Origin of the sequence: Holdemanella porci (assembly GCF_019052655.1) — a bacterium.
Classification (GTDB): Bacteria; Bacillota_I; Bacilli_A; order Erysipelotrichales; family Erysipelotrichaceae; genus Holdemanella; species Holdemanella hominis.
On sequence record NZ_JAHQVB010000133.1, the window covers coordinates 1 to 1,222 of the forward strand.

Below are 1,222 nucleotides of genomic sequence, written 5' to 3' on the forward strand. Positions count from 1 at the left end.
GGATATTTAAATTCTTGTAGGGTCGAACATAGTCCTTAAATTTTTATAGGGTCGTTTTATAAGTAGTAAAAAAATTCTATAAAATATCGTAGGGTCGTGTTCGTCCCATTTTTTTATATTTCCTTAAAAACAAAAAAACCTTCCATAGTAGAATCATATTTGGCCTAATGATTTTCATGGAAGGAGTGATTTTTATCACTGATGAAATTATAACAGATATTCTAAACATTGAACTAAAAGACTTGGAAGATTTTTCAAGCTATTCAAAAGATGGTATTTTGTATCATGATTTTACTCTCAAAAGAAGAGAAACTTCATGTCCAAACTGCGGTTCGTATTCATGCAACATAAAAGAATATAAAGTTCGAAAAATCAAACATTCTGCATATAATCAGCGTAATTGTGTGCTTCTCTATCATGCTAGAAGATTTGTATGTAAAGACTGTGGAAGGACTTTTTATGAACCAAATCCTTTTGTGGCTACCGAACATTCAATAAGTAAACTCACTATTATAAACGTACTTAATGAGCTGAAAGAATACAATTCAACATTTTCTTCAGCTGCGAAGCACAACAATATATCAAGTACACAAGCTGAAGCTATATTTGATGATTATGTGAACATACCTCGTCAGACACTTCCCAGAGTCATTTGTATAGATGAGATCTATTCAAAAACATCTAGAAAGAATAAATACTCTTGTCTTCTTTTAGATTTTGAAACTAGCAATCTAATCGATGTCATTATAAACAGGCGCAAAACCACCTTGTTAAACTATTTTGAAAAGATACCTAAATCAGAAAGAGAAAATGTAGAATATGTATCTATGGATCTTTATGAAACTTACAGATCTGTTGTAAAACTACGTCTTCCAAAAGCTAAAGTATGTGCGGATCCGTTTCATGTGATCAAAAACTATAATGAAGCCTTAGATAAAGTTCGAAAACGCGTAATGAACAAGTTCCCAAAAAAGTCTGTTGAATATTACCTTTTGAAAAAATTCAATTGGACCCTGTTCAAAGATGAAGTTCGTGAAAACGAATCAAAATGGAACAAGAAACTACACAGGTATATCAACTACCCACAAATTCTGGACCTTATTCTTGGAATATCTGATGAATTAAGGACTGCGTACTATTTAAAGAGTGATTACGTGTATTTTAATAAGCATTCTAATTTAGAAAATGCAGAAAATGATTTATGGAAACATATCGAAGAAAT

Annotated in this window: 1 protein-coding gene; it reads left to right on the forward strand. The window is 31.2% G+C overall.

Annotation, left to right across the window (positions count from 1 at the left end):
- Nucleotides 1–167 precede the first annotated feature (167 nt).
- The coding region (locus KTQ83_RS11765) for an ISL3 family transposase (RefSeq protein WP_217256942.1) at nt 168–1,222 on the forward strand (1,055 nt) is incomplete at its 3' end.